Below are 22,891 nucleotides of genomic sequence, written 5' to 3' on the forward strand. Positions count from 1 at the left end.
TTCCTGAAAAAACGGCCGCCTCGCGCGGCCGTTTTTTTCGTCCATGGTTCGCCGCTCCGCCACTGATTTTGGCCGCCGGCCGGCGCCCGCTATCATCCGTGGTTTGGCCTTGATGGCAGCCTATCCGTGAGTCCGCACCCATGAGCGTCATTGCATCGCAGGTTGATCCGCGTTCCGCCGAATTCCAGGCCAGCAGCCGCCAGCTGCGCGCCGTGGTGGACGATCTGCAGCGCGAACTGGTACGCAGCGCCGAGGGTGGCGGCGCCAAGGCACGCGAAAAGCATGTGGCACGCGGCAAGCTGCTGCCGCGCGAGCGCATCCGCGCCCTGCTCGACCCCGGCTCGCCGTTCCTGGAACTGTCGCCACTGGCCGCGCACGGCATGTACGACGATGCCGCGCCCGCCGCCGGCCTGATCACCGGCATCGGCCGGGTCAACGGCGTCGAGGTGGTGGTGGTCGCCAACGACGCTACCGTCAAGGGCGGCACCTACTTCCCGATCACCGTGAAGAAACACCTGCGCGCGCAGGAAGTGGCGCTGGAGAACAACCTCCCTTGCGTCTACCTGGTTGACTCCGGCGGCGCGTTCCTGCCGCTGCAGGACGAGGTGTTCCCGGACAAGGAGCACTTCGGGCGGATCTTCTACAACCAGGCGCGAATGTCCTCGCTCAACATCCCGCAGATCGCGGTGGTGATGGGCAGCTGCACGGCCGGCGGTGCCTACGTGCCGGCGATGAGCGACGAAACGATCATCGTGCGCGAGCAGGGCACCATCTTCCTCGGCGGCCCGCCGCTGGTGAAGGCCGCCACCGGCGAGGTGGTCGACGCCGAGACGCTGGGCGGCGCAGACGTGCACACGTCGATCTCCGGCGTGGCCGACCACTTTGCCGAGAACGACGCACACGCGCTGGCGATCGCGCGCGACATCGTGGGCCATCTGAACCGCACCAAGGCGATGCCGCTGGCGCTGCGCGCGCCGGTCGAGCCGAAGTATCCGGCCGAGGAACTGTACGGGGTGATCCCGCAGGACACCCGCCGCCCGTTCGACATCCGCGAGGTGATCGCGCGCATCGTCGACGGCTCGGAGTTCCACGAGTTCAAGGCGCGCTACGGCAAGACCCTGGTGTGCGGCTTCGCGCACATCCACGGCTACCCGGTGGGCATCGTCGCCAACAACGGCATCCTGTTTGCCGAGAGCGCGCTCAAGGGCGCGCACTTCATCGAGCTGTGCAACCAGCGCAACGTGCCGCTGGTGTTTTTGCAGAACATCACCGGCTTCATGGTCGGCAAGAAATACGAGCAGGCCGGCATCGCGAAGGACGGCGCCAAGATGGTCACCGCGGTGGCCTGCTCGCACGTGCCGAAATTCACCGTGGTGATCGGCGGCAGCTTCGGCGCCGGCAACTACGCCATGTGCGGTCGCGCCTACGGCGCGCGCTTCCTGTGGATGTGGCCGAACGCGCGCATCTCGGTGATGGGCGGCGAGCAGGCCGCGTCGGTGCTGGCCACCGTGAAGCGCGACGGCATCGAGGCCAGGGGCGGCGCGTGGTCGGCCGCCGAGGAGGAAGCGTTCAAGGTGCCGCTGCGCGAGCAGTACGAACGCCAGGGCCACCCCTACTACGCCAGTGCGCGGCTGTGGGACGACGGCGTCATCGACCCGGTCGATACCCGCCGCGTGCTCGGCCTGGCGATCTCCGCCTCGCTCAACGCGCCGATCGAGCCGCAGCACTACGGCGTGTTCCGCATGTAAGCTTTCGCTCCACGCGAGACGACTTCACGGGGGAAGTCAGGGATGATCGTCGGCATCGATCTGGGGACCACGCATTCGTTGATCGGCTGCCACGACGCGACGGGGCCACGGCTGTTTACGAATGCACTGGGGGAGTTCCTGACGCCCTCGGTGGTGAGCATGGACGCGTCCGGCCAGGTCGTCGTCGGCCAGCCCGCGCGCGACCGCATGGTCAGCCATCCGCAGGCCAGCGTGGCAAATTTCAAGCGCTGGATGGGCAGCCCGCGCGAAACACGGCTTGGCGCGCACGGCTTCCGTCCGGAAGAGCTTTCCGCCCTGATCCTGCGCTCGCTGATCGCCGATGCCGAGGCGGCGCTCGGGGAAAAGATCGACGAAGCGGTGATCAGCGTGCCGGCATACTTCTCGGACGCCCAGCGCAAGGCGACCCGCGCGGCGGGCGAACTGGCCGGCATCCGCGTCGAGCGACTGATCAACGAGCCCACGGCTGCCGCGCTGGCCTATGGCCTGCGCGAGAAAGCCGATGGCGCCCGCTTCCTCGTCTTCGACCTGGGCGGCGGCACCTTCGACGTCTCGGTGCTGGAGATGTTCGAGGGCGTGGTGGAAGTGCACGCCAGCGCCGGTGACAACTTCCTCGGCGGCGAGGACTTCCTCGACCTGCTCGAACAGGCCTGCCGCGCCGACCTGAAGCTCGCCGACAGCGCGCTGGACGCAAGCCAGCGTGGCCAGTTGCGTCGCCGGCTGGAAGCGGCCAAGCGCGATCTTGGCAGCCGTGGCCAGGCACAGGTCGAGCTCTCGCTGGGTGACCGGCAGCTGGCATGGCAGATCGACGAGGACCGCTTCGCCCGGCTTGCCGACCCGCTGGTGCAGCGCATGCGCGCGCCACTGGAACGGGCGATGCGCGACGCCCGCCTGAAGCCGGAACAGCTGGACGAAATCGTGCTGGTCGGCGGCGCCAGCCGCATGCCGCTGGTCGCCAGGACGGTATCGCGCATGTTCGGCCGGCTGCCGCTACGCCACGTGAATCCGGATCGGGCGATCGCACTGGGCGCCTGCATCGCCGCCGGGCTGAAATCGCGCGACCAGCAGCTGGAGGAGGTCATCCTCACCGACGTCTGCCCCTACTCGCTCGGTACCGAGGTGGCGCGACGGGACGAACGGGGGCGCGTGGTGACGGGATTCTTCGAGCCGATCATCCAGCGCAACAACAGCGTACCGGTCAGTCGCGAGGAAACCTTCTGGCCGATCCACGAACGCCAGAGGCAACTCCAACTGGACGTCTACCAAGGCGAAAGCCCGCTGGTGGAAAAGAACATCAAGCTGGGCGCATTGACGGTAGACATCGACCCCGCGCTGCCGATCGCGCAGAACGCGGTGACCGTGCGTTTCACCTACGACATCAACGGCGTGCTGCAGGTCGAGGCGCGCGTGCATGCCGACGACCGCCGCTACGAACTGCTGCTGGAACAGAACCCCGGCCTGCTCGATGCGCAGCAGATCCGCGAGCGTCTGGCCGCGCTGAACGACATCAAGATGCATCCCCGCAGCAAGCAGGAAAACCTCGCCGTGCTGGCGCGCGCCGAGCGCCTGTACGAGGAACACCTGCTTGCACGGGACAAGCTGCAGGAGTGGATCGCGCGTTTCCGCGCCGCGCTGGAAAGCCAGGACGACGCCCTCATCCGCGAGCATCGCCGCGAGTTCGCCCGCGCGCTGGACACGCTGGAGTCCGCCTGATGTCGCCGTTCGAGCTGCTCGGGCTGGCGGCGGATGCCGACGAGCGCGCGATCAAGCGTGCCTATGCGCAGCGCTTGCGGACCACCCGCCCGGAGGACGACCCGCAGGGGTTCCAGCGCCTGCATGCCGCCTACCAGGCGGCACTGCAGCACTGCCGGGCATGCATGACCGGCGAACTGGCAGCGTCTTTCAACCCGCCGATGGACCGATCGGTTCTCGTGCCGACACGGTCGGAGCCCCTGCCCGCCGCGCCGGAGCCACCGACGCTTCCGCATGTCGACCCCGACGCCTTCTGCACCGCCGCGTTCGAACTCGCCGCGGCCGGCGACGCGCCGGCGCTGCAGGCATGGCTGGCCGGCCGGCCGGAGCTGTGGTCGCTGCAGCGCAAGGCCCGCACCGGCCATGCCCTGATGGAAAAGCTCTACCGGCAGGTCCCGCCGATGCCGGCCAACTGCCTGGCAACCCTGCTGCGTTTCTTCGACCTCGACCACGCCCTGGCCGGGCACGATCCGCTGGCCCTGCTGCAACTGGAGCGGCGCACACGACTGGCCTGGCAACTGGAAGTCGCCGACCGGGAGGTCCTGGCCGCGCGCCTGGCCATCCGCAGCTCCTCGCAGCGCCGGCGGGCGCACTGGATCGTGCGGCTGCTGATGCGTCCGTTCCGCTGGCCGCGGGTGCTGTTCGTCGGCATGAACAGCGCCAATGCCGGACTCATCGCCGACTTCGTCGACGGCGTGAGCGACAACCATCCGGAGGATCTTCCCGCCGCCATCGACCGTCGCCAGCTTGCCTTCTGGCGCGCGGCGGCCGAACGCGATCGGGTCACTCGCCCGCGACTGATCCTCGGCGGCGCACGCAGCGCGGCGATGCTGCTGCTCGGCATGCTGCTGGCGCCACTGCTGAGCCAGTGGTTCAGCGGCCGCATGTCGCTTCAAACGATGCTGATCGCGATCGGCATGCTGATGATCCCCAGCGCGCTGTGGACCCTGTGGATGGCCTGGTCGCTGCTCGTTTCCTGGTATCTCCGGCCCGAATGCATGACCGCGCGCCGCTCCGTGCGCGCGTACCTGGTGCCGGCGCTGTGCGCGGGCGGCGTGGTCCTTGGCGCAGAAGGGCTGGACGGGTTCGGTCTCGTCCTGATCGCACCGGCCTTCTGGTTGGCCGTGCGTCGCTACTGGTACCGCCACGCGAGTCGGCACGCGCTGCTTCGCTCGGGCCACGTGCGGCTGATGAGCCTGCTGGCCATTCCCGTGCTGCACGGCGTACTGAACGCCGGGCGGGGCGGTGAACTGGTGTCCTTCGGCGAGATCATCGCCGCGTTGGCCATGCTGGCCTGGACGGCAGACCTGCGGAAGCAGCGCCAGCGCAGCGCCGAAGCGGGATAACCCGGGCGCGCCAACCCGTCGTCAGCAGGCCGGGTGCACGGCGGGCTGGCCATCCAGGGGCCGCGTCGGCGGCTGGCGCTTGACGAAACGCGCGCCCATCCACAACGCGAGCAGGGTCAAGGCGTAGAACACCAGCTGCATGCCGGCCGGCTGCGCATCGTAACCGACCAGGATATGCGCGGTCTGGCCCGGCACCGAGCCGTTGCCGAGCAGCCACGAGCTGTCCCACAGCTGGTTGCCCCAAGCCGGCAGCAAGTCGGCCTGGATCAGGTAACGCGCGGCCGTCGAGGCGAGGCCCGCGGCCAGCAGCACCAGCATGGCGTTGGTCACGCCGAAGAAGTGCCGCAGCGGGATGCGCAGCAGGCCCGCGTACAGCGCGAAGCCCAGCGCCGCACCGGCGACCACGCCGATCGCCAGGCCGGCCCACAGGTGCTCGGCACCGCCGGCGCGCATGCCGTACAGGAACAGCACCACCTCCGAGCCCTCGCGCAGCACCGCCAGTGCCACCACCGCCAGCAGCAGCCCCAGCGAACTGGCGCCGCTGTGCACCGCATTGCCCAGCAACTGCATCTGCCGGCTCAGCTCGCGGCCGTGGCTGGACATCCACAGCACGTGCCAGCCGATCATCAGCACCGCCGCCAGCAGCACGCCGGCATTGAACAGTTCCTGCCCGACGCCGCTGAACGCCGCGGCCAGCAGGTCGGCCGACAAGGCCACCAGCACCGCCCCGAAGCCCCCCAGCGCGATCCCGCCGCCAATGAACCAGCCGCGCCGGGGCACGCCACGGGTGGCAGCCGCCACCACGCTGACGATCAGCGCCGCCTCCAGCACTTCGCGAAATACCAGCAGGGCTACGGCTCCCATGGCGCTACTCCACCACCAACGTGCCCTGCGCGGTGGGCTGGTGGAAATCGCCATAGAAGCGGTAGTGCCCCGGCTTGAACGGGCCGATCAACAAGCTGGTGCGGCTGTTCGGCATCACGATCTTCTCGACCGGGAAGTCATCGCTCTCGAACTCCTCCGGCGAGGCGTCCTGGTTGACCAGTTCGAGCCTGACCCGGGTATCCGCCGGGATGCGCAGCTCGCTGGGCTGGTAGCGGTGATCCTTCAAGGTCAGCGTGTAGCTGGTCGTGTCAGCCGCGCTGGCCAGCAGCGGCAACGACAGGGCGAACACGAACGGCAGCAGGCGTAGCATGGGAGTGCTCCTGTGTTTCGGGTAAATGACTGATAGTCATTCTCATTCAATGGGCGCATGATACCCGATCGTTCGGCATGCCGCCAGTCGGCATCGCTCGGCCACGCCCGCCGTCATGCCGGCAGGCGCGAACCGCCTTGCGTCGATCCGGACCCGCGACGCGGCGCCGGCAGCCTGAATCAGCCTTGCGGCGCTTCCCCGCGCAGACGTACGTCGTTCGGCAGCATGTCGGTACGCTCCACGCTGGCCTCACGCTGCGACTCGAAGAAGCGCTGCACCTGCTGACACACCGCCATCGTGCCCTCGCGCGCGATGGCCGAGATCAGGAACCACGGCTGACTCCAGCCCAGTTTGTCGATGATGCCTTGCGCCACCGCCTGGCGTTCGTCCTCCGGCAGCACGTCCGCCTTGTTCAACACCAGCCAGCGCGGGCGTTCGAGCAGCTCCGGGTTGAATTTCTGCAGTTCCTGCTCGATCGCGCGCACCTGGCCGGCCACGTCGGCGCCGTCGATCGGCGCGATGTCGACGATGTGCAGCAGCAGGCTGGTGCGTGCCACGTGGCGCAGGAACTGGATGCCCAGCCCGGCACCTTCGGAGGCGCCCTCGATCAGGCCGGGGATGTCGGCGATCACGAAGCTCTGGTCGGTGCCAAGGCTGACCACGCCCAGGTTCGGATGCAGCGTGGTGAACGGGTAGTCCGCCACTCGCGGCGTCGCCGCCGACACCGCCCGGATGAAGGTGGACTTGCCCGCGTTGGGGAAACCGAGCAGGCCGACGTCGGCCAGCAGGCGCAGTTCAAGCTTCAGCTCGCGCACCTCGCCCGGGGTCCCCGGGGTGGCCTTGCGCGGCGCCCGGTTCACCGACGTCTTGAAATGGATATTGCCCAGGCCACCCTTGCCGCCCTGCGCCACCAGCATGCGCTGGCCATGGGCGGTGAGGTCGCCGATCACCTCGTCGGTGTCGACATTGGTGATCATGGTGCCGACCGGCACGCGGATCGTGGTGTCCTCGCCGCCCTTGCCGTACATCTGGCTGCCCATGCCGTTCTCGCCGCGCTGCGCCTTGAAGCTGCGCTGGTGGCGGAAGTCGATCAGGGTGTTCAGGCCCTCGTCGGCCACCAGCCAGACCGAGCCACCAAAACCGCCATCGCCGCCGTCGGGGCCACCGAACGGGATGAACTTCTCGCGGCGGAAGCTGATGCAGCCATTGCCGCCGTCACCGGCCTGGACTTTGATGTTTGCTTCGTCGACGAATTTCATTGGAGAACCGGGATTCCGGATTGGGGATTGGGAAGAGCAGCCCATCGTGGACATGGTACGGGACGGGACGCGTGCTGGCTTCTGCGAGGCCCGAATCTCGACATCCCGTGACAAAAAACAAAAGCCCCGCCGAAGCGGGGCCTTCGCTGTCGCATCGCGGAAGGCTTACGCCTGGACGACGTCGACGAAACGACGATTCTTCGCGCCGCGGATCTTGAACTGGACGGTACCGTCGACCAGTGCGAACAAGGTGTGATCGCGGCCCAGACCCACGCCGGCCCCCGGATGGAACTGGGTGCCGCGCTGACGCACGATGATGTTGCCGGCCTCGATGGCCTGGCCACCGTAGATCTTCACGCCGAGGTACTTCGGGTTCGAATCGCGACCATTGCGGGTGGAACCGCCTGCCTTCTTGTGTGCCATGACTTTCTACTCCGGCTGAATCAGGCGTTGATGCCCGTGATCTCGATTTCGGTGAAATGCTGCCGATGGCCCTGCTGACGCTTGTAGTGCTTGCGGCGGCGGAACTTGATGATGCGGATCTTGTCGGCACGGCCGTGCTTGCGCACGGTGGCGCTGACGGTGGCGCCTTCGACGACCGGCGCACCAACGGTGACCGACTCGCCGGAACCGACCAGCAGCACCTGGTCGAAGCTGACCGTGGCGCCTTCGTCGGCGGTCAGCAGCTCCACGCGCAGCACGTCGCCCTGCTGCACACGGTACTGCTTGCCACCGGTCTTGATGACTGCATAACTCATGGAAATGCCCTTCTGTCGTTATTCTCTTGGGTGTTTCGCCCCGAACCGGCCGGAACGAACGCAGAAGTATAGCGAGGCCACCGGCGGCTGGTCAATTCCTGACCAGCCGGTCAGGACTGGGGTGCCGCCGGCGCCGCGGATTTCACCGGCACCGGTGTCGCCGGCTTGGGCTTGGCTGCCGGCTTGTGATGGTGCACCGGCTTGTGCCGGACATGCTTCTTCGCCGGCCGGGCCGCGGGTTTGGCCTCGCCCTCGTCGGCCGCCTCCGGCACCGCCGGACAGCGGCCCTGTGCGTCGAGGCTGCCCTTCTTCTGCAGCTCCTGCAGCATCGTGCGGGCGCGCTCCTGCCCCCACTGTTGGCCGGCCTGGGTCGCCTCGGCCATGGCCGCCGGCATTTCGGTCAGCACCTTCTGGCCCAGCGGCGAGCGGTAGAATTTGAGCAGCCCGTCGATCTCCTCGCCGCTGAAATGGCGCTGGAACACCGGGACCATGCGCTGCACCACGGCGGTGGCGCCGTCGCCGTCGACGAACCCTTGCCAGTATTCCGCCGGCACGCAGGGAAGCTTTTGCCGCATCTGCGCGGCCATCTGCGTGTTCATCTGGCCGAGGGTCTGTTCCACCCGCATCACCTTGAACAGGTCACGCACCTGCTGCTCGCTGGCGGTCACGGCAGCCGTGGCCGCTCCGCAGCTGACGAGCAGCCACAGCAAGGCGCCGATCCGGATCCGGGTACGCATGGGCAGTGATCTCCGAGGTAGCGGCGTGGCGGCCGGGAAGCCTCGCATTAGGCCATACGCCGCCGCCCACCGGAACTTTCCGGCTGAAGCGGCAATAACTGACCTGCCCAGGTTGGTATAGTGCGCGTTCCCCCCCATATCCGGCGTCCATGGACACCATTCGCATCCGCGGCGCACGCACGCACAACCTCAAGAACATCGACCTCGACCTGCCACGCGACCAGTTGATCGTGATCACCGGCCTGTCCGGCTCCGGCAAATCCTCGCTGGCGTTCGACACCATCTACGCCGAAGGCCAGCGCCGCTACGTCGAGTCGCTATCGTCCTATGCACGGCAGTTCCTGTCGATGATGGAGAAGCCCGACGTCGACCACATCGAAGGCCTGTCGCCGGCCATCTCGATCGAGCAGAAATCCACCTCGCACAACCCGCGCTCCACCGTCGGCACGATCACCGAGGTGTACGACTATCTGCGCCTGCTGTACGCCCGCGTCGGCACGCCGCGCTGCCCCGATCACGGCATTCCGCTGGAGGCGCAGACGGTGAGCCAGATGGTCGACGCCACCCTGGCGCTCGACCCTGAGCAGCGCTACATGCTGCTGGCGCCGGTGATCCGCGAGCGCAAGGGCGAGCATGTGCAGGTGTTCGAGCAGTTGCGTGCACAGGGTTTCGTGCGCGCGCGCGTCGACGGCACCGTGTTCGACCTGGATGCGGTGCCGCCGCTGACGTTGCGGCAGAAGCACACCATCGAGGTGGTGATCGACCGTTTCCGTCCGCGCGAGGACATCAAGCAGCGCCTGGCCGAATCGTTCGAGACCGCGCTACGGCTGGGCGACGGACTGGTGATCCTGGCCAACATGGACGCCGGTGCCAACGCGAAGGAGCAGATGCTCTCGTCACGCTATTCCTGCCCGGTCTGCGACTACTCGCTGCCCGAGCTGGAGCCGCGGCTGTTTTCGTTCAACTCGCCGATCGGCGCCTGCCCGTCCTGCGACGGCCTGGGCGTGACCCAGGTGTTCGATGCGGCGCGCGTGGTCGGCCACCCCGAACTGCCGCTGTCCAACGGGGCGGTGCGCGGCTGGGACCGGCGCAACGCGCACTACTTCCAGCTGATCCTGTCGCTGGCCACGCACTACGGCTTCGACGTGGACACGCCGTGGAACAAGCTTCCCGCGGACGTCCAGAAGGCCATCCTGTACGGCAGCGGCAAGGACAGGATCGCGTTCCGCTACATCACCGAACGCGGCGGCAAGGTCACCCGCGAGCACGCGTTCGAGGGCATCCTGCCGAACCTGGAGCGGCGCTACAAGGAAACCGAATCCGCCGCGGTGCGCGAAGAGCTGGCCAAGTACATCAGCGACCAGCCCTGCCCGGAGTGCGCCGGCCAGCGGCTGAACCGCTCGGCCCGCAACGTGTTCGTGGCCGACCACGCCCTGCCCTCGCTCACCGCGCGCTCGATCGACGACGCGCTGGCGTTCTTCGAGGAGCTGAAGCTCGCCGGCTGGCGCGGCGAGATCGCGGTGAAGATCGTCAAGGAAATCCGCGAGCGGCTGAGCTTCCTCAACGACGTGGGCCTGAACTACCTCACCCTGGACCGCCAGGCCGACTCGCTGTCTGGCGGCGAGGCGCAGCGCATCCGCCTGGCCAGCCAGATCGGCGCCGGCCTGGTCGGCGTGATGTACGTGCTGGACGAACCCTCGATCGGCCTGCACCAGCGCGACAACGAACGCCTGCTCGGCACGCTGACCCGCCTGCGTGACCTCGGCAACACGGTGATCGTGGTCGAGCACGACGAGGACGCGATCCGCATGGCCGACCACGTGCTCGACATCGGCCCCGGTGCCGGCGTGCACGGCGGCGAGATCGTGGCGCAGGGCAGCGTGCAGGACATGCTCGACTCGCCGCGCTCGGTCACTGGCCAGTTCCTCTCCGGTGAGCGGGCGATCGAGGTGCCGAAACAGCGCCGCCTGCCCAACGACGACGCCTACTGGCTGTGCCTGAACGGCGCCAGCGGCAACAACCTGAAGAACGTCGACCTGGCGATCCCGGCCGGGCTGTTCACCTGCGTCACCGGCGTGTCCGGCTCGGGCAAGTCGACCCTGGTCAACGACACCCTGTTCCGCCTTGCCGCGGCCGAACTCAACGGCGCCAGCGCGCAGCCGGCGCCGTTCCAGTCGGTGACCGGGCTGGAGCTGTTCGACAAGGTGGTCGACATCGACCAGTCGCCGATCGGCCGCACGCCGCGCTCCAACCCCGCCACCTACACCGGCCTGTTCACTCCGCTGCGCGACATGTTCTCGCAGGTACCCGAGGCGCGCGCACGCGGCTACACGCCGGGCCGCTTCAGCTTCAACGTGCGCGGCGGCCGCTGCGAGGCCTGCGAGGGCGACGGCATGCTCAAGGTCGAGATGCATTTCCTGCCCGACGTCTACGTGCCCTGCGACGCCTGCCACGGCAAGCGCTACAACCGCGAGACGCTGGAGATCCTGTACAAGGGCCACACCATCGCCGACGTGCTCGACATGACGGTGGAGGACGCGCTGAAGCTGTTCGAGAACGTGCCGACCATCGCGCGCAAGCTCGACACGCTGCGCGCGGTGGGCCTCGACTACATCAAGCTCGGCCAGAGCGCGACCACGCTGTCCGGCGGCGAGGCGCAGCGCGTGAAACTGTCCAAGGAACTGTCCAAGCGCGACACCGGCAACACCCTGTACATCCTCGACGAGCCCACCACCGGACTGCACTTCCACGACATCGAGCAATTGCTCGACGTGCTGCACCAGCTGGTCGACCAGGGCAACACCGTGGTGGTGATCGAGCACAACCTGGACGTGATCAAGACCGCCGACTGGGTCGTCGATCTCGGCCCCGAGGGCGGTGCCGGCGGCGGCCGCATCCTGGTTGCCGGTACGCCGGAGACCGTGGCCGCCACGCCCGAATCACACACCGGCCACTTCCTCGCGCCGCACCTGAAACCGGCCAAGCCGAAAAAGCCCGGCACCGCCCAGCGGGTCAAGGCCGCCACCAAGCACATCGCCTCGGCCGACAAGTACAAGCCGATGCGCGGGAAGAAGAAATCATCATGAGCCCGACCCGGACCGCCGACGCCAGCGGCACGACCGAGCCGGCCGCCGACACCGGCCAGCCGCTGCACGTCGCCTCGATCGGCGTGCGCTGGCGCGACCTCGACGCGTTCAACCACGTCAACAACTCCAACTACCTCACCTACCTGGAAGAGGCTCGGCTGCAGTGGCTGAGCCATGTACCCGGGCCGTGGTTCGACGACCACGCGATGCCGGTGATGGCCGCCAGCCAGGTCAACTACCGCCGCCCGATCGCCTGGCCGGCGCAGTTGCAGGTGCAGCTGTTCTGCGAGCGCATGGGCAACAGCTCGATGACGATCACCCATCGAGTGCTCGACGCCGAACACCCCGACCAGCTGTACTGCGACGGCCACGTGGTGATGGTGTGGATGGATCCGGCCAGCGGCAAGCCGGTGCCGTTGCCCGAGGCGATCCGCATCGCCGTGGGATGAACGACCCATGCGCACCGCCCTCGCCCGCACGTCCTTCGCGGTCAGCGCAACCGGTTCCGGCCGGATCGAAACGATCGCCGGTGCGCGCCATGCCTGGCGCTTCCGGCCGCATTTCCACGCCGGCGACGAAGTCGTGCAAGTGTTGGCGGGACGGGCGCGGCTGCGCCTTCCCGACGCCTGCCGCGAGGTGGTCGCCGGCAATACCGTCGTGGTGCCGGCCGGCGTGATCCATCGTTTCGAGCCAGTGGATGGCAGCGGCTGGGCTTTCAGCTCACGCTTCGTGCCGCCCGCCGCAAACGACGCCGCCACGCCAGGCGCCCTCGATGCGCTCGGCGTCCAGGCGATGGCCCTGCTGGCCGAACGAGCTTCGCTGCGTACCGACGTGGAGGCGATCGCGCAGGCCTGCGCGGTTTCCGCCGGCCACCTGGCGCGTGCGTTCCGCCGCGCGACCGGCAGCAGCCTGCACAACTTCCACGTCCTGCTGGCCGTGCACAAGGCGAAGACGCTGCTGCATCAGCGCGCACCGATCATCGAGGCGGCGCTCGACGCCGGCTTCTGCGACCAGGCCCATCTCAACCGCGAATTCGTGAAGACGTTCGGCCTGACCCCGGCCGCCTTCCGTGCAGGCTGGGCCATGGCCGCCTAGGCCGCGCCCGGCCCCAGTTCCAACGCCATGTACAAGGTACCCGGCACCGGGTTGTCGTAATACGGCGCTACCGGACGAAACCCCAGCGCGACGTAGAGCTGCCGGGCCGCCTGCATCGAAGCCAGCGTGTCCAGCAGCACGCGCGCGTAGCCGGCCTGGGCAGCCCACGCGATCGCCGCCTCGGCCAGCCGCCGCCCCAGCGCCTGCCCGCGCGCCGCGGGCTTCACGTAGAGGCGCTTGATCTCGCCCACGCCCGGCTGCCGCCAGGGCCGCAGCGCCACGCAGCCCAGCGCCGCTCCCGCGCCGTCGCGCGCGAGCAGGATCACGCCCCGCGGCAGGGCGTACTTGCCGGGCAGTTGCGCCAGTTCCGCGCCCACGTCCTGGAAGGAAAGATCAACGCCGAGACCGGCGATGTATTCCGCGAACAAGCCGCGCACGAGCTCAATGTCGTCCGGCAGGCGGGCAGGCGCAATGTCGATCGTCGAAGGTGCAGGCATGTCCGCTCGCCGGTGGGAATTCGCGCAGCACGATAGTGAATCGGTGCCCTCGACGCTTGGACAATCCTGACCGGCGGTGCACCGGGCCCGCGGCCGGGCGCATCCCGGACACGCAGTGACGCGATCGACGCACGGCCTGCCCGCGCCGTCGCTATGATGGCGATTCGGTCCCCACGATGGAAGGCGCCTCATGACGACAGCACATCGCCCCGCTCTTGCCCTCGCCTGCCTGGCCGCCCTGGCCGGCGCATCGACGGCACGGGCCACCGACAGCACGGCACTCACCCTGTATCGCAGCAACAGCCCCGCGCTGTACGCCAGCCAGGGCGGCGGCGACGTCGACGAAGGCTACGCGGTGGTACGCGAGCAGCGTTCGCTGAACCTCGCCGCCGGCGTCCACGACGTGGTGGTCGGCGACCTGCCGAACGCGCTCGACGCCGAGGCGCTGGCGCTGGGCTTTCCCGACGGCAACGCGAAGGTGATCTCGCAGCGCCTGCTGCTGGCGCAAGGTGCGGGCGCAGCGCTGAGCGGTCTGGTCGGACACGAGGTGAGCGTGCTCGGCGGCAGCGGCGAAGCGCTGGCCGGCGGTACCCTGTTGCGCGCAGGCAACGGCTTGCTGGTGCGCGGCACCACCGGCACCACGCTGGTGCGCGACTACGCCGCCGTGCGCAGTGCCGAAGGCGGCTTTCCGCTCGGCTCCAGCCTCAGCCTGCGCGTGGACGCTGCGCGTGCTGGCCAGGCCCGCGCCGTGCTCAGCTACCCCACCGCCGGCCTCGGCTGGCGCGCCGCGTACGTGGCCACGCTGCAGCCTGGCGCAGCCTGCCGCATGCGCTTCGAGTCGCGCGCCAGCATCGCCAACCGCAGCGGCCGCGACTGGCACGATGCGCAAGTCACCCTGATTGCCGGCGAACCGAACATGGCCAAGGCCTCGGCACCGCGGCCGATGGCGTCGATGGCGCGCGGCTACAGCGCGAAGGCCGAAACCCTGCCGCAGCAGGACAGCCTCGGCGACTACCGCAGCTACACCCTGCCCGGCACGGTCGAACTGCCCGACGGCAGCGTCAGCCAGGTGCCGCTGTATGTCGACCGCACGCTGGACTGCGAACGCACCGCGCTGTACGAAAACGGCAACCGCTACCAGCCGCCACGGCCGATCCTCGAACGCGACTACAACCCGGGCGGCGGCAGCGCCATCGTCAGCACGCTGAAGCTGAAAGCGTTCGACAGCCTGCCGGCCGGCTACCTGCGCGTGCTCACCGCCGACCGCCACGGCACGCCGCAGTTCATCGGCGAAGGCCGCATCGAGGACACTCCGAAAGGCAGCGACGCCAGCATCACGCTGGGCACCGCCTTCGACCTGCGCGCGGCACGCGAGCGCACCGCCTTCCAGGTGGACAAGGCCGGCCGCACGCTGGACGAGGCGTTCCGCATCACTCTCGGCAACGCCGGCGACAGCGCCCGCACGGTGACCGTGCGCGAGCATCCCGGCCGCTGGCGCCAGTGGACGCTGGTCTCCTCCAGCAGCAAGCCGAGCGCACAGACGCCGGACACGCTGGAGTTCCGCATCGAAGTGCCGGCCGGCGGCAAGGCCGCGCTGGACTATGCGGTGCGCTACCGCTGGACCGCCGACGAACAACCGCAATAACCCCGACCGGAGTTTTTCATGCTCAACCTCGGCAACCACGACCACGGCATCCGCGAGATCCAGCTCGCCCGCCCGCCGGTAAACGCACTGAACCTGGAACTGCTGCGCGCGCTGCGTGCCGCCGTCGACGATGCCGTGCAGGGCGGCGTGCGCGGCATCGTGCTGTCCGGCGCGCCGGGGCTATTCTCCGCCGGCGTCGACGTGCCGGCCCTGCTGCAACGCGACCGCGCCGGCGTACGCGAATACTGGCGCGAGTTCTTCGCACTGTGCGGCACGCTCGCCCGTGCGCCGATCCCGCTGGTGGCGGCGATCACCGGCCACAGCCCGGCCGGCGGCGCGGTGCTGGCGCTGTTCTGCGACTACCGGGTGATGGCCGAAGGGCCGTACCGGATCGGCCTCAACGAGGTGCAGGTCGGGCTGATCGTGCCCGAGGCGATCCAGCTGGCGCTGCGCCGCGTGGTCGGCACTTACCGCGCCGAACGGCTGCTGGTCGCCGGCGCAATGATCGAATCATCCGCGGCGCTTGCCTGCGGTTTCGTCGACGAGCTCACCGGCGTCGACCAGGTCACCACCCGCGCGGTCCGCTGGCTCGGCGACCTGCTGGCGCTGCCCTCGCACGCGATGCTGACCACCCGCGCGCTGGCCCGCGCCGACCTCGCCGCCGCCTACGCGGACATGGACGCGCTGCCGCTGGACGATTTCGTCGACGCGTTCTTCCATCCGCAGACGCAGGCGGTGCTGCAGCAACTGGTCGCGCGGCTCAAAGAGAAGAAATGAATGCGCTGCAGGAGCGCACCCGGCGCGCGATGCTCTTGGCTCCGATCGACATCAGCGCATCGCGCGCGAGCGAAGGAAGTCCCTTGTGGACAGGCTGCGCTCCTGCCCGTCAGCCTGTCGCTACCGGCCGCGACGGATCACTGACCCAGCCGCTCCACGACGGCGCGTACAGCCGCGAGCCGTGCAGGCCGGCGTGTTCCATCGCCAGCAGGTTGTAGCAGGCGGTGACGCCGGAGCCGCACATGTGCACGACCCGGTCGGGCGCGGTATCGCCCAGCACCGCGGCGAATTCCTCGCGCAGCTGCGCCGGCGGCTTGAAGTGGCCGTCGGCGCACAGGTTGTCGAGGTACGGCCGGTTGCGCGCGCCGGGCACGTGGCCGGCGGCGCGATCCAGCGGCTCGACGTCGCCACGGTAGCGCGCGGCGGCGCGGGCATCGAGCAGCAGCGGCGCCGGCGCGGCATGCAGGGCGGCGTGATCGACGATCACCTGCCGCGCATCCCAGGCCAGCGCCACCGCGGTGGACGTGCGCCGATGGGCGGCGGTTTCCAGCGGCTGCCCGGCCGCCTGCCATGCGGCGAAACCGCCGTCGAGCACCGCCACCTCCCGTACGCCGGCGAGGCGCAGCAGCCACCACAGCCGCGCCGCCGCCAACGCGCCCGGCCCGGTGTCGTAGCACACCACCTGCAGGCCAGGCACCCAGCCCCAGCGGCCGAGCACGGCACTGAACGCCGCCGCCGTCGGCAGCGGATGCCGGCCCAGTCCCGCGGGCACGCGCGACATGTCGGAAAGGTCGCGCTCCAGGTCGGCGAACACGGCGCCGGGAACGTGCCCGGCCAGGTAGCTGCGCTCGCCCTGCGCGCGGTCGACCAGGTCGACGCGGCAGTCGACGATCAGCACGTCGCTCGCCGGCAACGCGGCCAGCGCGGCGACGTCGATCAGGGTGGTTTTCAGCGTCATGTCCGTCCCATCCTTTCGAGCAGGTTGTACAGCATCGCGGCGGTGGCGCCCCAGATACGGTGGCCGCCGTGGACGAATTCCACCATCGGCCGGCGATGGCCGCGGAACTCCATGGTGTAGCGGCGCAGGTTCGCCGGTTCCAGCAGGAACGCCAGCGGCACCTCGAACACCTCGGCTACCTCGGCCGGCGCCGGATACAACCTGGCCTCGGCGGCGATCCGCGCCACCACCGGGGTGATGCAGTAGCCGCTGATCGTCTCGAAGCGGTCGAGGTAGCCCAGCGGCGTCACCAGCGTGCGATCGAGACCGATTTCCTCCTCGCTTTCGCGCAGCGCGGTGGCCAGCGCGTCGCCGTCACCGGGATCGCTGCGCCCGCCGGGAAACGCGACCTGGCCGGCATGCGCCTGCAGGTGGTCGGTGCGCACGGTCAGCACCAGCCGCGGCTGCACGCCTTCGCGAAAACCCATCAATACCGCGGCCGGCAGGCGCTCGCTGTTGCCGAGCAAGCGGGACATGTCCGCGTGGTTCCAGCCCGGTCCGATCGGCGGCGTCGACAACGGTCGCAGTGCACTGACCAGCTGGTCGATCATGGCACCCTGCGCAGCGGCAGGATCTCGCGCATCACGCGCAGCCGTTCGGCGTCGCCCATCGCACGCCAGCGGCCGATCTCCTCGCCGGTGCGCCGGCAGCCGACGCAATAGCCGCGCGCATCCAGCCGGCAGGTGCCGATGCAGGGCGTCAAGGGCGGCGGTTCGGCGGGATGCGGGGTGTTCGACATGCCCCGCCATGCTACCACCGCGGGGTTGGCGTCGGCTTTCAGGGCTTGCCCGTATCCGGCTTGATCGCGAGCAGCTCGATCTCGAACACCAGCGCCTCGTTCGGCCCGATCCGCGGCAGCGCGCCGGTTTCGCCGTAGGCCAGTTGCGGCGGGATCACCACCTTCCAGCGATCGCCCACATGCATGCGCGGGATCACGTCCTGCCAGCCGCGGATCACCTTGTCGACGGTGAAGCTGACCGGCGCGCCATGCGCCCAGGTGCTGTCGAATTCGGTGCCGTCCACCAGCATGCCGCGGTAGTTCACGGTGACCGTGCTGGTCACCGTGGGGCTGGCCTTGCCGCTGCCCGCGCTGAGCACGGCGTACTGGATACCCGACGGCAGCTGCACCACGCCGGGCCGCTGCCGGTTCTGCGCCAGGTACTGTGCGCTCTTGCGCGCGTTGGCGGCGGCGACCCGCTTGAACTCGGCCAGCGCATCGGCGTGCATCTGCTGGTCGAGCCGCTGCAATTGCTGATGCATGTCCTGCATCGATACGCTGGGGTGGCGCCTGGCGTAGGCATCCTGGATCGCCCGCAGCAGCACCGGGATTTCCACGTCCGGCTTGCCGTCGGCAAACTGGCTGCCGATCTGGTAGCCGATCGCGTACGACAACTTCACCTTGTCGGGCTTCGTTGCCGGCGCCGACGCGGCGCTCTGCGCATGTGCCGCGCCGCCCAGCAACAGCGCTGCGCCGAGCAACCCGCAACGCAGATGTGTCATGCCTTTCTCCACCGGGCCCTTCCCTATCGGACAGTCGATCCTGACGGTTCATCCTAAGCGGTCAGCGCGCTTCGTGCAGCGCCGGCGTTCGTGGCTTGAGAAACCCCGCGGCGGCAAAGGTTCCCACTGCTACCATCGCGGACTAACCACCGTCAGGAGCCGGCCCATGGCCTACCGCAATCTGGAAATCAGCAACCGCGGCGCCGTCCGCACGATCGTCGTCAACCGCCCGGACAAGCTCAACGCACTGAACCGCGACACCCTCAACGAGCTGAGCCTGGTGTTCGCGCAGGCCGCGCAGGATGACGCCGTGCGTGTGGTGGTGCTGACCGGCGCGGGCGAAAAGGCCTTCGTCGCCGGCGCCGACATTGCCGAGATGAACGGCTACACGAGCGTGCAGGCGCAGGGTTTCTCGCGCGCCGGGCAGCGCCTGATGGCGTCGATCGAGCGGCTCGGCAAGCCGGTGATCGCGCGCGTGCAGGGCTTCGCCCTGGGTGGCGGCATGGAGCTGGCAATGGCCTGCCACCTGCGCGTGGCCAGCGAGAAGGCAAAGTTCGGTCAGCCGGAGATCAACCTCGGCCTGATCCCCGGCTTCGGCGGCACCCAGCGGCTGCTGCGGCTGGCCGGTCGTGGCGCCGCGCTGGAGCTGTGCCTGACCGGCGCGCCGATCAGCGCGCAGCGCGCGTACGAGCTGGGCATCGTCACTCGCGTGGTGGCGCCCGAGGCGCTGGACGACGCCGTGACCACGCTGGCCGACCAGCTTGCCGCCGCCGCGCCGCTGGCCGCCGCCGGCATCCTCGACGCCGTGCTGCAAGGCGGCGAGAGCGCCATCGACCAGGGCCTGGAGTTCGAGACGCAGGGCTTCGCACTGGCGTTTTCCACCGAGGACATGCGCGAGGGCACCACGGCGTTCCTGCAGAAACGCAAGGCCGAGTTCAAGGGACGCTGAAACCGCCGAGGACAAGTGACAAGAGCGGAGGCGCAGTTCGCAAGGCAGGTAGCGCCTCCGCTTTACATCAGGGCATCAGACAACAGGGCCTCCGCTTTGCTGAGCCGCAACTCGTTTCGCAAAATCTGCTTATGTCGCACGCGAGCAGGAGTTGGTCACGTTCCTCTTGTATTCCGTCAACTCCCAACCGGACGATCCATCAGGATAATGGACATACGTGTATTCCCACTCTTGGGTATATCCCGAGAGACAAGTCGATACCTTGTAGGTATCGCCGACGGCATGATGACCTCCCGGGGGTGGAAATGGCGGCTCAGGCACCGAAGCCTGAGGGCTGATTGTCCCGACCAATGTAGGTCCATTCACCTGCCTTGACCATGTGACCACAAAATCGCCCAGCTGCGTGAAGTCACCCATGGCACTCTGGCTGGTTCGAAGATCCATGTCTGGATGTTGGAGAAAAGCCTGAACTTGTGCGTACTCGGCAGTTCCAGCCGCAATATGGCGCGTGGTAGTGATGCGGACCACTTGCGCTCCAGAGGCAGGCGAATCAAACGCGATGGCAGATCCCATGCACAGCAAAAAAGCCACCATCGACAACAGAATTACAGCGCGTTTCATGAGTAATCCCTCACTTCAAAGAAACCGGCAAGCCATGTAGTCACGCCTACCCGTGGCAACCACTAGTTCTGTCAATCGAAATTGTCAAGCGCAATTTGCGAGGTCACGCCCCACCATCGCCGACAACTGTCAATGCGCGCCAGCGTATTTTTTCTCGCCGGCCGTCACTCTCAGATCCAAACGGTTTTCCGGCGGCGCCAGCGGGCAGGTGGCGAACGGGGTGAACGCGCACGGCGGGTTGTAGGCCTTGTTGAAGTCCAGCACGACCTTGCCGTCCCTGGGCGGGTCGATGTACAGGAAGCGCGCGGCACCGTAGGTTTCCCTGCCGCTGGTGCGGTCGGCGAACACGATGAAGTATTGCGCGTCGCCCGGCACCTCGATCACCGGCAGAATCTCGAAGCGCTTGCCGTCGCGGGTGAACTCCAGCTTGCCCGGCACCGGGTACTTGTCGACGGTGCCAATCACCGTGCCCATCTCCAGCGTCTCGCCCGGTGCCGCCGGCAGCCAGGTCGCCTCGATCCGCCACGACGGGTCGACCGGGAACGCGTCGATGCCGGCGAAGTGCTTGCGCGATGGCGCTTCCGTGTCCTTGACCCGCAGCCCCTTGCGGCCGTCGCGGTCGATCACGTAGAAGCTCGCGCTGCCGAACGCCACCCGCGTCGGCGCAGCGTCGCCGGCAACCTGGGCGTCATCCACCAGCGGCGCTTCGGCCACGGCCTTGCCGTCGATCGTCGCGCCATTGTGCTTGTCCAGCACCATGCGCACGCTGCCGTCGTGCGCCAGCGTGACCACGCCCAGGTGCGCCGGCCCGGTGCCCAGCACGATGTCGTTATCGGCGGCGCTGCCGACGCGGTTCGCGCCTTCCTTCAGCCACTCCAGCCCGATCAGGCTCAGCCAGCCGTCCGCCGCGGTGAGCCGCTCGATCCGCCCGGCACGCCACTGCTCGATGCTTTGCTTGTAGTTGTCGATGGTGGCGGCTGGCACGGTGGCGACTCCCAGGATGGCGGCGGCAACAAACAGGCTGGTACGTATCATCAATATCTCCGGCAATGTTTTCTTGAAGGCGCGTCAACGGCCGCGCATGAACAACTTGTCGAGCTCGGCCAGACTCAGCTGGACCCAAGTCGGACGCCCATGATTGCACTGCCCGGAGCGTTCGGTCGCCTCCATCTCGCGCAGCAGCGCATTCATCTCGGGGATGGTCAGACGCCGTCCCGCACGCACCGAGCCATGGCAGGCCATGGTGGAGAGCAGTTCGTTCTCCAGCTCCTGCAGCCGGCGCGAGCTGCCGTGCTGGGCCAGTTCGGACAACACGTCACGGCTGAGCTGGCCCACGTCGGCGCCTTCCAGCAGCGCGGGAATGCGCCGCACCACGATCGTCGCCGGGCCGCTGCGCGACAATTCCAGCCCCCACTCGGCCAGCGCCTCGGCATGTTCCTCGGCGGCCGCCACCTCCTTCGCGCTGACCGCGATCGACAGCGGCACCAGCAGCACCTGCGAGCGCAGGTTGCTGGTGACGCGGCCGGACTTCAGCTTCTCGTAGGTGATCCGCTCGTGCGCCGCGTGCATGTCCACCAGCACCAGGCCGTGCGCATTCTCGGCCAGCACGTAGATGCTCTTCAGCTGCGCGATGGCGTAGCCCAGCGGCGGCGATTCGGCGTCGTCGGCGGCCGGCATCGGTGCGGTGCCGGCCATGCGCGGCGACTCGCCCAGCAGGGCGGCGTAGTCGGCCAGCGGAGCCTCGCGCACGCCCAGCGCCAGCCGGCTCTGCCCGGCACGCCCGAGCCAAGCCGACGCCGCGGCGACCGCCGGCATGCCGGGCGGCGGCGAAGCGCTGGCGCTGGCCAGGCGCAGATGGCCGTCCTCCGCCTGCACCGGCGAGGCCACCTGCCCCGCACGTGTCTGCGCCAGCGCCTCGTGCAGGGTGCGGAACAGGAAGTCGTGCACCAGCCGCTGCTCGCGGAAACGCACCTCGTGCTTGGCCGGATGCACGTTCACGTCGACCCCGGCCGGATCCAGTTCCAGATACAGCACGAACGCGGCGTGACGACCGTGGAACAGCACGTCGGCGTAGGCCTGGCGCACCGCGTGGGCGACGATGCGGTCGCGCACCAGCCGGCCGTTGACGTAGAAATATTGCGCGTCGGCCTGCGCGCGCGACGCGGTGGGCAGACCGACCCAGCCGGACAGGTGCAGGCCCGCCGCGGCGTGGTCGATGCGCAGGCTCTGCGCCGGGAACTCCTCGCCGAGCACCTCGGCCACGCGCACCAGCTGCGCCTGTTCGTCGCACGCCGCCTTCCAGATACGCACCGGCTTGCCGTTGTGACTGAGCCGGAACTCCACCGAGCTGCGCGCCAGCGCCAGCGATTTCAGCAGGTCGTCGATATGCGCGAATTCGGTGCGTTCGGCGCGCATGAACTTCTTGCGCGCCGGCACGTTGTAGAACAGGTCGCGCACCTCGACACTGGTGCCTTGCGGATGCTGCGCCGGACGCGCCGCCTGCAGCCCGCCGCCATCGACCTCGATGCGGAAGGCGGCGTCCTGGTCGCGCACGCGCGAGGTCAGCGCGAAGCGCGCCACCGACGATACCGAGGCCAGCGCCTCGCCGCGGAAGCCCATGCTGGCGACATGTTCCAGGTCGTCGAAACTGCCGATCTTGCTGGTCGCATGCGAGGCCACCGCCAGCGGCAGTTCGTCGGCATGGATGCCGTCGCCGTCGTCGCGCACGCGGATCAGCCGCGCGCCGCCGGCCTCGATCTCCACCTCGATGCGGGTGGCGCCGGCGTCGAGGCTGTTCTCGACCAGTTCCTTGACCACCGAGGACGGGCGCTCGATGACTTCACCGGCGGCGATCTGGTTGATGAGCTCGGGGGGAAGCGGGCGGATGACGGTCATCCGCGAACTTTAGCAG

The 22,891-nt window shown here is 68.6% G+C and carries 21 protein-coding genes and 1 pseudogene; 9 read left to right on the top strand and 13 right to left on the bottom strand.

Annotated features, from left to right (window positions below):
• Window positions 1–140: 140 nt before the first annotated feature.
• The 3 genes from RHOOR87_RS0107480 to RHOOR87_RS0107490 all read left to right on the top strand — a co-directional run bounded on the left by RHOOR87_RS0107480 (window position 141) and on the right by RHOOR87_RS0107490 (window position 4,864).
• Complete coding sequence (locus RHOOR87_RS0107480; RefSeq protein ID WP_027484670.1) at window positions 141–1,748, top strand: carboxyl transferase domain-containing protein; 1,608 nt, start codon at window positions 141–143, stop codon at window positions 1,746–1,748.
• A gap of 42 nt (window positions 1,749–1,790) precedes the next feature.
• On the top strand, window positions 1,791–3,479 hold the full coding sequence (locus RHOOR87_RS0107485) for a molecular chaperone HscC (protein ID WP_027484671.1): 1,689 nt from the start codon (window positions 1,791–1,793) through the stop codon (window positions 3,477–3,479).
• A 164-nt stretch (window positions 3,480–3,643) separates the two neighbouring features.
• Window positions 3,644–4,864, top strand: coding sequence for a J domain-containing protein (locus RHOOR87_RS0107490; protein ID WP_231381744.1), 1,221 nt, complete (start codon window positions 3,644–3,646; stop codon window positions 4,862–4,864).
• Between the two features lie 21 nt (window positions 4,865–4,885).
• On the opposite strand, the gene RHOOR87_RS0107495 is transcribed toward RHOOR87_RS0107490, so the two are convergent.
• From RHOOR87_RS0107495 to RHOOR87_RS0107520, 6 genes are all read right to left on the bottom strand, one after another.
• Entirely contained in the window at window positions 4,886–5,728 is an 843-nt protein-coding gene (locus RHOOR87_RS0107495; protein WP_007511933.1) for an FTR1 family protein, read from the bottom strand.
• Window positions 5,729–5,732: 4 nt separating this feature from the next.
• On the bottom strand, window positions 5,733–6,059 hold the full coding sequence (locus RHOOR87_RS0107500; protein WP_027484673.1) for a cupredoxin domain-containing protein: 327 nt from the start codon (window positions 6,057–6,059) through the stop codon (window positions 5,733–5,735).
• Window positions 6,060–6,238: 179 nt separating this feature from the next.
• A complete protein-coding gene (gene cgtA, locus RHOOR87_RS0107505; RefSeq protein WP_007511937.1) occupies window positions 6,239–7,318 on the bottom strand; it encodes an Obg family GTPase CgtA in 1,080 nt (359 codons plus the stop codon).
• A gap of 165 nt (window positions 7,319–7,483) precedes the next feature.
• Window positions 7,484–7,741 (bottom strand): 50S ribosomal protein L27, encoded by a 258-nt coding sequence (gene rpmA, locus RHOOR87_RS0107510; protein WP_007511939.1) that lies wholly within the window; start codon window positions 7,739–7,741, stop codon window positions 7,484–7,486.
• A gap of 20 nt (window positions 7,742–7,761) precedes the next feature.
• Window positions 7,762–8,076 carry a 50S ribosomal protein L21 gene (gene rplU, locus RHOOR87_RS0107515; protein ID WP_007511941.1) on the bottom strand — a complete coding sequence of 105 codons (315 nt, stop codon included), beginning with the start codon at window positions 8,074–8,076 and terminating at the stop codon, window positions 7,762–7,764.
• A gap of 110 nt (window positions 8,077–8,186) precedes the next feature.
• Window positions 8,187–8,813, bottom strand: coding sequence for a DUF2059 domain-containing protein (locus RHOOR87_RS0107520; RefSeq protein WP_027484674.1), 627 nt, complete (start codon window positions 8,811–8,813; stop codon window positions 8,187–8,189).
• 149 nt (window positions 8,814–8,962) lie between these two features.
• Between RHOOR87_RS0107520 and uvrA the strand changes: the two genes are divergently transcribed.
• Genes uvrA through RHOOR87_RS0107535 form a run of 3 tightly spaced genes read left to right on the top strand, consistent with a single transcriptional unit; the run spans window position 8,963 to window position 12,994 of the window.
• Window positions 8,963–11,899: an excinuclease ABC subunit UvrA gene (uvrA, locus tag RHOOR87_RS0107525; RefSeq protein ID WP_027484675.1), complete on the top strand. Its 2,937-nt coding sequence runs from the start codon at window positions 8,963–8,965 to the stop codon at window positions 11,897–11,899.
• Entirely contained in the window at window positions 11,896–12,348 is a 453-nt protein-coding gene (locus RHOOR87_RS0107530) for a thioesterase family protein (RefSeq protein ID WP_027484676.1), read from the top strand. Before uvrA ends, RHOOR87_RS0107530 begins: the two co-directional genes overlap by 4 nt.
• A gap of 7 nt (window positions 12,349–12,355) precedes the next feature.
• Complete coding sequence (locus RHOOR87_RS0107535; RefSeq protein ID WP_027484677.1) at window positions 12,356–12,994, top strand: AraC family transcriptional regulator; 639 nt, start codon at window positions 12,356–12,358, stop codon at window positions 12,992–12,994.
• On the opposite strand, the gene RHOOR87_RS0107540 is transcribed toward RHOOR87_RS0107535, so the two are convergent.
• Entirely contained in the window at window positions 12,991–13,491 is a 501-nt protein-coding gene (locus RHOOR87_RS0107540; RefSeq protein WP_027484678.1) for a GNAT family N-acetyltransferase, read from the bottom strand. The genes RHOOR87_RS0107535 and RHOOR87_RS0107540 overlap by 4 nt on opposite strands.
• 190 nt (window positions 13,492–13,681) lie before the next feature.
• On the opposite strand from RHOOR87_RS0107540, the gene RHOOR87_RS0107545 reads away from it, so the two are divergent.
• Both RHOOR87_RS0107545 and RHOOR87_RS0107550 read left to right on the top strand, forming a co-directional pair.
• Window positions 13,682–15,136, top strand: a complete 1,455-nt coding sequence (locus tag RHOOR87_RS0107545; protein ID WP_027484679.1) for a DUF4139 domain-containing protein — start codon at window positions 13,682–13,684, stop codon at window positions 15,134–15,136.
• Between the two features lie 18 nt (window positions 15,137–15,154).
• Window positions 15,155–15,913 (top strand): enoyl-CoA hydratase/isomerase family protein, encoded by a 759-nt coding sequence (locus tag RHOOR87_RS0107550; RefSeq protein ID WP_027484680.1) that lies wholly within the window; start codon window positions 15,155–15,157, stop codon window positions 15,911–15,913.
• Between the two features lie 109 nt (window positions 15,914–16,022).
• Here the strand turns inward: RHOOR87_RS0107550 and RHOOR87_RS0107555 are convergent, their stop codons facing one another.
• The 3 genes and pseudogenes from RHOOR87_RS0107555 to RHOOR87_RS0107570 all read right to left on the bottom strand — a co-directional run bounded on the left by RHOOR87_RS0107555 (window position 16,023) and on the right by RHOOR87_RS0107570 (window position 18,410).
• On the bottom strand, window positions 16,023–16,871 hold the full coding sequence (locus RHOOR87_RS0107555) for a sulfurtransferase (protein WP_027484681.1): 849 nt from the start codon (window positions 16,869–16,871) through the stop codon (window positions 16,023–16,025).
• Window positions 16,868–17,649 (bottom strand): annotated as a pseudogene (locus RHOOR87_RS0107560) (DUF1289 domain-containing protein). Before RHOOR87_RS0107560 ends, RHOOR87_RS0107555 begins: the two are co-directional and overlap by 4 nt.
• A 38-nt stretch (window positions 17,650–17,687) precedes the next feature.
• Window positions 17,688–18,410 carry an FKBP-type peptidyl-prolyl cis-trans isomerase gene (locus RHOOR87_RS0107570; protein WP_015448198.1) on the bottom strand — a complete coding sequence of 241 codons (723 nt, stop codon included), beginning with the start codon at window positions 18,408–18,410 and terminating at the stop codon, window positions 17,688–17,690.
• Window positions 18,411–18,576: 166 nt separating this feature from the next.
• Between RHOOR87_RS0107570 and RHOOR87_RS0107575 the strand changes: the two genes are divergently transcribed.
• Window positions 18,577–19,359 carry an enoyl-CoA hydratase-related protein gene (locus RHOOR87_RS0107575; protein WP_027484683.1) on the top strand — a complete coding sequence of 261 codons (783 nt, stop codon included), beginning with the start codon at window positions 18,577–18,579 and terminating at the stop codon, window positions 19,357–19,359.
• 129 nt (window positions 19,360–19,488) lie between these two features.
• Here RHOOR87_RS0107575 and RHOOR87_RS20285 read toward each other — a convergent pair whose 3' ends face one another.
• From RHOOR87_RS20285 to mutL, 3 genes are all read right to left on the bottom strand, one after another.
• On the bottom strand, window positions 19,489–19,980 hold the full coding sequence (locus tag RHOOR87_RS20285) for a hypothetical protein (protein ID WP_155950924.1): 492 nt from the start codon (window positions 19,978–19,980) through the stop codon (window positions 19,489–19,491).
• Window positions 19,981–20,109: 129 nt separating this feature from the next.
• Window positions 20,110–21,015 carry a DUF1684 domain-containing protein gene (locus RHOOR87_RS0107580; RefSeq protein ID WP_027484684.1) on the bottom strand — a complete coding sequence of 302 codons (906 nt, stop codon included), beginning with the start codon at window positions 21,013–21,015 and terminating at the stop codon, window positions 20,110–20,112.
• A gap of 33 nt (window positions 21,016–21,048) precedes the next feature.
• Window positions 21,049–22,875, bottom strand: coding sequence for a DNA mismatch repair endonuclease MutL (gene mutL, locus RHOOR87_RS0107585; RefSeq protein WP_027484685.1), 1,827 nt, complete (start codon window positions 22,873–22,875; stop codon window positions 21,049–21,051).
• Between the last annotated feature and the right edge of the window lie 16 nt (window positions 22,876–22,891).

It is taken from the genome of Rhodanobacter sp. OR87 (assembly GCF_000473345.1).
GTDB classification, from domain to species: Bacteria; Pseudomonadota; Gammaproteobacteria; order Xanthomonadales; family Rhodanobacteraceae; genus Rhodanobacter; species Rhodanobacter denitrificans.

Coding starts and splice junctions, on each gene's coding strand:
- cgtA (WP_007511937.1), bottom strand. CDS start 7,318: ATGAAATTCGTCGACGAAGCAAACATCAAAGTCCAGGCCGGTGACGGC.
- RHOOR87_RS0107495 (WP_007511933.1), bottom strand. CDS start 5,728: ATGGGAGCCGTAGCCCTGCTGGTATTTCGCGAAGTGCTGGAGGCGGCG.
- RHOOR87_RS0107520 (WP_027484674.1), bottom strand. CDS start 8,813: ATGCGTACCCGGATCCGGATCGGCGCCTTGCTGTGGCTGCTCGTCAGC.
- RHOOR87_RS0107545 (WP_027484679.1), top strand. CDS start 13,682: ATGACGACAGCACATCGCCCCGCTCTTGCCCTCGCCTGCCTGGCCGCC.
- RHOOR87_RS0107580 (WP_027484684.1), bottom strand. CDS start 21,015: ATGATACGTACCAGCCTGTTTGTTGCCGCCGCCATCCTGGGAGTCGCC.
- RHOOR87_RS0107490 (WP_231381744.1), top strand. CDS start 3,644: ATGACCGGCGAACTGGCAGCGTCTTTCAACCCGCCGATGGACCGATCG.
- RHOOR87_RS0107535 (WP_027484677.1), top strand. CDS start 12,356: ATGCGCACCGCCCTCGCCCGCACGTCCTTCGCGGTCAGCGCAACCGGT.
- RHOOR87_RS0107485 (WP_027484671.1), top strand. CDS start 1,791: ATGATCGTCGGCATCGATCTGGGGACCACGCATTCGTTGATCGGCTGC.
- RHOOR87_RS0107555 (WP_027484681.1), bottom strand. CDS start 16,871: ATGACGCTGAAAACCACCCTGATCGACGTCGCCGCGCTGGCCGCGTTG.
- rpmA (WP_007511939.1), bottom strand. CDS start 7,741: ATGGCACACAAGAAGGCAGGCGGTTCCACCCGCAATGGTCGCGATTCG.
- rplU (WP_007511941.1), bottom strand. CDS start 8,076: ATGAGTTATGCAGTCATCAAGACCGGTGGCAAGCAGTACCGTGTGCAG.
- mutL (WP_027484685.1), bottom strand. CDS start 22,875: ATGACCGTCATCCGCCCGCTTCCCCCCGAGCTCATCAACCAGATCGCC.
- RHOOR87_RS0107540 (WP_027484678.1), bottom strand. CDS start 13,491: ATGCCTGCACCTTCGACGATCGACATTGCGCCTGCCCGCCTGCCGGAC.
- RHOOR87_RS0107500 (WP_027484673.1), bottom strand. CDS start 6,059: ATGCTACGCCTGCTGCCGTTCGTGTTCGCCCTGTCGTTGCCGCTGCTG.
- RHOOR87_RS0107570 (WP_015448198.1), bottom strand. CDS start 18,410: ATGACACATCTGCGTTGCGGGTTGCTCGGCGCAGCGCTGTTGCTGGGC.
- uvrA (WP_027484675.1), top strand. CDS start 8,963: ATGGACACCATTCGCATCCGCGGCGCACGCACGCACAACCTCAAGAAC.
- RHOOR87_RS20285 (WP_155950924.1), bottom strand. CDS start 19,980: ATGAAACGCGCTGTAATTCTGTTGTCGATGGTGGCTTTTTTGCTGTGC.
- RHOOR87_RS0107530 (WP_027484676.1), top strand. CDS start 11,896: ATGAGCCCGACCCGGACCGCCGACGCCAGCGGCACGACCGAGCCGGCC.
- RHOOR87_RS0107550 (WP_027484680.1), top strand. CDS start 15,155: ATGCTCAACCTCGGCAACCACGACCACGGCATCCGCGAGATCCAGCTC.
- RHOOR87_RS0107480 (WP_027484670.1), top strand. CDS start 141: ATGAGCGTCATTGCATCGCAGGTTGATCCGCGTTCCGCCGAATTCCAG.
- RHOOR87_RS0107575 (WP_027484683.1), top strand. CDS start 18,577: ATGGCCTACCGCAATCTGGAAATCAGCAACCGCGGCGCCGTCCGCACG.